The following is a 5,748-nucleotide window of genomic DNA, read 5'->3' as shown; positions in this document are numbered from 1 at the left end:
ACAGGCGGAGCCGGCGGCGGGGCCGTCGTCACCGTCTGAATCTGCGGCGGTGTCGTCGCAACGTTGATCTTTACCGGGGGAGCGACCGGCGGAGGCGGAGCCTCAACCTTCTTCTCCGGAGGTGGCGGTGGCTCCTCCTTCTTCGGTTCCTCTTCCTTGATGTCGACGGTCGTCACCTTTTCGACGGCCTTCTTATATGCCTCATAGGCAAGACCGGTGACGAGCGCGTAACCAATGAAGACATGTATCAGCGCAACAATGACGATAGCGGTAACCTTGTTACCACTCATCGATTGGTCAGCGTAAGCCATTCAGATACATCACTCCATATAACAGGGCCCGGGCCTAAACCCGGGGGAGCCCATGATCGCCGCGCGAGCCGCAACCATGAAAAAACAGTTCATACCCACCCTGACGACTGACAGCCCAACCATTCCGGACCGGTGGCCGGAAAGGGCGGGCCATTGGGGAAATTTTATTATCATCCCCGCTTTTGTGCAATTCTTAGCGGCGATGCCGTACCCGTGCAACGCCCTATCTCAGCCATGGGTCTGTTAACCTTCGATTCACGGCTATGACGGCGTAAGATGACAGCCGTTTGGCGTTCCCCCCGCTACCGTGGCATGAGGGTCGGGCTGCCGTTTCATGGAGATCGCACGAGATGTATCCGCTGCCTCGCCGCCTGCCGGTCATGCTGCTCGCCGCGCTGATGCCGCTGACCGGGTCGGTTCCCGCTATGGCACAACTGATCCCCGCGGCGAATCCCCCCAGCGGCTACGGCGCGCCGAAAGGCGCGGGTCAGGCAGCAGACGGTCCGACTTATGCCGATCTGGTGGCGCTCGCCGATTCGGCTCCGCTGGTCGTGCATGCCCGCATCCGCAAGATGGCGCGGGTGGAGGATGCGCGGATGCGGCCACCCGCCGCCGGCACGGGCCGCTTCTATATCCAGGCGGAGACTCGCGCGCTGATCACCGGGCGCTCGGCCATCGGGCAGTCTTTCGCGTATCTGGTCGACTTGCCGCTGGACGCGAAGGGCAGGCCCCGCGCGCGCAAGAAAGATGAGGTGATCGTGTTCGCCCGCGCCGTGCCGCAGCGCCCGGAGGAGGTCCAGCTGGTGCGGCCCGATGCGCAGATCGCCTGGAGCCCCGAGGTGGAGGCGCGGCTGAAGCCCATCATCACCGCGCTACTGGCGCCCGATGCGCCGGGCAAAGTCACCGGCGTGCGCGAGATGAGCTACGTGCCCGGCAATCTGGCGGGGGAGGGGGAAACGCAGATATTCCTCAACACCGCAGACAACAGCGCCGCCAGCGTGACCGTGCGCCATCAGCCGGGGCAGCCGCCGCAATGGGGCGCGTCGTTCTCGGAACTGGTCGCCCAAGTCGGCAGGCCGCCCGCGCCCGAGACGCTGGAATGGTACCGCCTCGCCTGCGGGCTTCCGCCGACGCCGGCAGGCGCCACCAATGGCTCCGATGGTCCGGCGGCGCAGGCGATGGCCGAAGCGGACTATCGCTTCGTGATCGAGGCTCTGGGGCCGTGCCGCCGATCTTCGTGATCGCGCCTTCGCCGGTTCAAATTGTTGGGCTGGCAATGTCAGGGAGGCTCGCTTAGGGCGCGGTCCCGAAAGGGAGTTTCATGGCAGAACCGCTGAACATCGCCCTCGCCGGGCTGGGCACCGTGGGCGCAGGCGTCGTGCGCCTGATCGAGACCAATGCGGAGCTGATCGCCCGCCGCGCCCGCCGTCCGATCCGCATCGCCGCCGTCAGCGCGCGCGATCGCAGCAAGGATCGCGGCGTCGATCTTTCGCCTTACCGCTGGCTGGACGATCCCGCCGAAGTGGCCACCCAGCCCGACATCGACGTGGTGGTGGAGATGGTCGGCGGTTCGGACGGGCCGGCGCTGGCGCTCGCCCGCAAGGCGATTTCGGGCGGCAAGTCGTTCGTTACCGCCAACAAGGCGATGATCGCGCACCATGGCCTGGAACTGGCGGCGGCGGCGGAAGCCGCAGGCGTGGCACTGAAGTTCGAGGCGGCGGTGGCGGGCGGTATCCCGGTCATCAAGGGCCTGAGCGAGGGCGCGGCGGCCAATGCGATCGAGCGGGTCTATGGCATCCTCAACGGCACCTGCAACTACATCCTCTCGACCATGGAAGACACCGGCCGCGACTTTGCCGACGTCTTGGGCGACGCGCAGCGGCTGGGCTATGCCGAGGCGGACCCGACGTTCGACGTCGAGGGAATCGATGCCGCGCACAAGCTGGCGATCCTGGCGGGAATCGCCTTCGGTACCCGCCTGCGCTTTGATGCGGTGGAAACCACCGGCATCACCGGCGTGATGGCGGCCGACATCGCGCAGGCGCGGGCGCTGGGCTACGTGATTCGCCTGATCGGCACGGCGGAGATCGACCGGGGCGGCGCCTCACCGGGCTTGTTCCAGCGCGTGCGGCCGCACCTGATCCATTGCGATCATCCGTTGGCGAGCGTGGACGGCGCGACCAATGCGGTCGTCGCCGAGGGCAATTTCATGGGCCGCCTGCTGTTCCAGGGCGCGGGCGCAGGCGCGGGGCCGACCGCCAGCGCGGTGGTCGCCGATCTGATCGACATCGCCCGGGGTGAAAAGGGCGCGGCGTTCTCCATGCCCTCGCACGAGCTCGAATCGCTGGAGCCGGCGCAGTCCGGCCATCGCGTGGGCCGCTCGTATCTGCGCTTCATCGTGCCGGATCGTCCGGGCGTGCTGGCCGAGATCACTGCGGCGATGCGCGATGCCGGGGTCTCGATCGAAAGCTTCATCCAGAAGGGCCGGGGCGGCGACGCGGGCGAAGTGATCGTCGCGCTGGTCACGCATGAGGGGCCCGAATCCGGCGTTACCGAAGCGCTGAAAATCCTGGACGGCTCGGACAGCGTGGCCAGGCCGCCGCTGGTGATGCAGATCATCGGCGGGTGAGGTCACCTTCCCTCCCCCACGCCGGGGGGAGGGCGAGCGCCTATCTAGGGCGCCCGAATCTCACCCTTGGCGATCTTGTCCGCATCGGAACCGACGGGTGCTTCGGGAATGGACTTGAGGTCGATCATATAGACCGGGGCCTTGGCGCAGGGCGGGATCAGGCACATGCCGCCCATCGTCGCCTTGCCCTTGAAAATGCCGTTGCCCGAGACATCCGGCGGGGTGAGCCGGCCATCGTTGGTGCCGGCCTTCCCCGTCGGGTCTTCGGCGCTGCTGGACCGGGCGCGAAACTGATCGTTGTTGCGCGCGCACACGACGATATCATTGCCCTTGGGCGCTTCGCAGCGCGGCCGCGCCGGCGGGGCCAGCTTGCCCACCTTGAGCATCAGGCCCCGTGCCACTTCACGATCCGCCTCGGATACATCCTGCGCGGCGGCGGGCCACGATGTGAGTGATGCCAAGATCAGCGCAAGAGGTGCAGTGCATCGTCTCGACAATCCCTGTTCCTCTGTCTAAGCGCTTCGAGCGTAATTCATACCTATTCGCATTTACCCCGGAGTGAACATGCAGAACAAGTCGACTCCTGCCAGCAAAGTCCTCGATCGTGTTCTTGTTCTGGAAATGGTTCGCGTGACAGAGGCGGCCGCCATCGCCGCTTCCGAACTGATCGGACGCGGTGATGAAAAGGCCGCCGACCATGCCGCGGTCGAAGCGATGCGCAAGGCGTTCGACGAACTTTACATGGACGGCACCGTGGTGATCGGTGAAGGCGAGCGTGACGAAGCGCCGATGCTATTCATCGGCGAAAAGGTGGGCGGCGCGCCCGGCACCGGCCCCAAGATCGATATCGCGCTCGATCCGCTGGAAGGCACCACGATCTGCGCCAAGGCCGGCCCGAACTCGCTCGCCGTCCTTGCCGCCGGTGAGGAAGGCTGCCTGCTGAACGCGCCCGACGTCTATATGGACAAGCTGGCGGTCGGCCCGGGCTACCCCGAAGGCATCATCTCGCTGGACAAGAGCGTGACGCAGAACGTCGAGGCGGTGGCTGCCGCCAAGGGCGTCCAGCCCAAGGACATCATCGTCTGCGTGCTCGATCGTCCGCGTCACGAAGCGCTGATCGCGGAACTGCGCGGCATCGGCTGCGGCATCGTGCTGATCGGCGATGGCGACGTGGCCGGCGTGATCGCGGTGACGGATGAGAACACCACGATCGACATGTACATGGGTTCGGGCGGCGCGCCGGAAGGCGTGCTGGCGGCCGCGGCGCTGCGCTGTGTCGGTGGCCAGTTCAACGGCCGCCTGCTGTTCCGCAACGATGACGAGCGTGGCCGCGCCCGCAAGTGGGGCATCGAGGATCTGGACCGGATCTACACCCGCGACGATCTGGTGAAGGGTGACTGCATCTTCGCCGCCACCGGCGTCACCAGCGGCTCGCTGCTCGACGGCGTGAAGCGGCTGAAGAGCGGCAAGATGACCACCGAGAGCGTCGTCATGCGCGCCAGCTCGGGCACGGTGCGCTGGATCAAGGGCGAACACCGCATCAAGTAAGCCATGCGGGGCGGGGGGCTTTGAGCCTCCCCTCCCTGGCTTCCCATTCCCGTTCGTGTCGAGCGAAGTCGAGACACGCTGGCGCCGGGCTCGTGCGCGAGCGTGATTCGGCGAAAGACAATTACACCCTCTTTCGTCATTCCCGCCCTTAGGTGAATGACAAGGTCGTCAGCTTTGATGGCGCGCCATCGATCCCCGGTTGCCGCGCTTAGCGTGGCACCCTCGGGCCAGGCGATCCGATCCGATCACCCGCGATCATCCCGCCGCCTGATCCCACCTTATCTTGCAATCCCGTGACTCTCGGCTAGAGGCAGGCCGCGTCCTGGGTGGGTAAGGGAACTCCTCGATGAAGATCATGTCCGGCAACAGCAACTTGCCCCTCGCGCGTGCGGTGGCGGGTTATCTCGAACTGCCGTTGACCGATGCGAGCGTCCGCCGCTTCGCCGACGAGGAAGTCTTCGTCGAAATTCACGAGAACGTGCGCGGCGAAGACGTGTTCGTCGTTCAGCCCACCAGCTTCCCGTGCAACGACAACCTTATGGAACTGCTGATCTGCATCGATGCGCTGCGCCGCGCTTCGGCCAAGCGGATCACGGCGGTGGTGCCGTACTTCGGCTACGCCCGGCAGGATCGCAAGCCTGGCCCGCGCACGCCGATCTCGGCCAAGCTGGTCGCCAACCTGATCACCCAGGCCGGCGCCGACCGCGTGCTTTCGGTCGATCTGCACGCCGGCCAGATCCAGGGTTTCTTCGATATCCCGACCGACAACCTGTTTGCCGCCCCGGTGATGGCGGCGGATATCCAGGCCCGCTACGGCGACCAGGAACTGATGGTCGTCTCCCCCGACGTGGGCGGCGTGGTGCGCGCTCGTTCGCTGGCCAAGCGGCTGGACAACGCCCCGCTCGCCATCGTCGACAAGCGGCGTGACAAGCCCGGCCAGTCCGAGGTGATGAACATCATTGGCGACGTCAAGGATCGCACCTGCATCCTGATCGACGACATCATCGATTCGGGCGGCACCTTGTGCAACGCCGCGCAAGCCCTGCTGGACGAGGGCGCGAAGAGCGTGACCGCTTATATCACACACGGCGTGCTGTCCGGCGGGGCGGTGGCGCGAGTCAACAATTCGGCGCTGACCGAACTGGTCATCACCGATTCGATCCTGCCCACTGACGCCACCAAGGAATCGAACCGCATCCGCGCGCTGACCATCGCCCCCTTGCTGGGCGAAGCGATCCGCCGCATCGCCGACGAAAGCTC

At 65.9% G+C, this 5,748-nt stretch carries 5 protein-coding genes and 1 pseudogene; 4 read left to right on the top strand and 2 right to left on the bottom strand.

Going from position 1 to position 5,748, the window contains the following annotated elements:
- Window positions 1-311 (bottom strand): annotated as a pseudogene (locus tag ACHWRX_RS15295) (energy transducer TonB); the annotation flags it as partial.
- A 350-nt stretch (window positions 312-661) separates the two neighbouring features.
- Here ACHWRX_RS15295 and ACHWRX_RS15290 point away from each other — a divergent pair.
- Window positions 662-1,552, top strand: a complete 891-nt coding sequence (locus ACHWRX_RS15290; RefSeq protein ID WP_394659831.1) for a hypothetical protein — start codon at window positions 662-664, stop codon at window positions 1,550-1,552.
- 80 nt (window positions 1,553-1,632) lie between these two features.
- Window positions 1,633-2,940, top strand: a complete 1,308-nt coding sequence (locus tag ACHWRX_RS15285) for a homoserine dehydrogenase (RefSeq protein ID WP_058737383.1) — start codon at window positions 1,633-1,635, stop codon at window positions 2,938-2,940.
- 44 nt (window positions 2,941-2,984) lie between these two features.
- Here the strand turns inward: ACHWRX_RS15285 and ACHWRX_RS15280 are convergent, their stop codons facing one another.
- On the bottom strand, window positions 2,985-3,401 hold the full coding sequence (locus ACHWRX_RS15280; RefSeq protein WP_394659830.1) for a hypothetical protein: 417 nt from the start codon (window positions 3,399-3,401) through the stop codon (window positions 2,985-2,987).
- A 103-nt stretch (window positions 3,402-3,504) separates the two neighbouring features.
- On the opposite strand from ACHWRX_RS15280, the gene glpX reads away from it, so the two are divergent.
- Window positions 3,505-4,488 carry a class II fructose-bisphosphatase gene (gene glpX, locus ACHWRX_RS15275; RefSeq protein WP_058737384.1) on the top strand — a complete coding sequence of 328 codons (984 nt, stop codon included), beginning with the start codon at window positions 3,505-3,507 and terminating at the stop codon, window positions 4,486-4,488.
- A gap of 346 nt (window positions 4,489-4,834) precedes the next feature.
- The coding region (locus ACHWRX_RS15270) for a ribose-phosphate pyrophosphokinase (protein WP_394659829.1) at window positions 4,835-5,748 on the top strand (914 nt) is incomplete at its 3' end.

It is taken from the genome of uncultured Novosphingobium sp., assembly GCF_964277725.1.
Taxonomy (GTDB): domain Bacteria; phylum Pseudomonadota; class Alphaproteobacteria; order Sphingomonadales; family Sphingomonadaceae; genus Novosphingobium; species Novosphingobium fluoreni.
Note: the sequence above shows the minus strand (reverse complement) of the source record. Positions and strands in the feature narration are given on the sequence as shown.

Coding starts and splice junctions, on each gene's coding strand:
- glpX (WP_058737384.1), top strand. CDS start 3,505: ATGCAGAACAAGTCGACTCCTGCCAGCAAAGTCCTCGATCGTGTTCTT.
- ACHWRX_RS15290 (WP_394659831.1), top strand. CDS start 662: ATGTATCCGCTGCCTCGCCGCCTGCCGGTCATGCTGCTCGCCGCGCTG.
- ACHWRX_RS15285 (WP_058737383.1), top strand. CDS start 1,633: ATGGCAGAACCGCTGAACATCGCCCTCGCCGGGCTGGGCACCGTGGGC.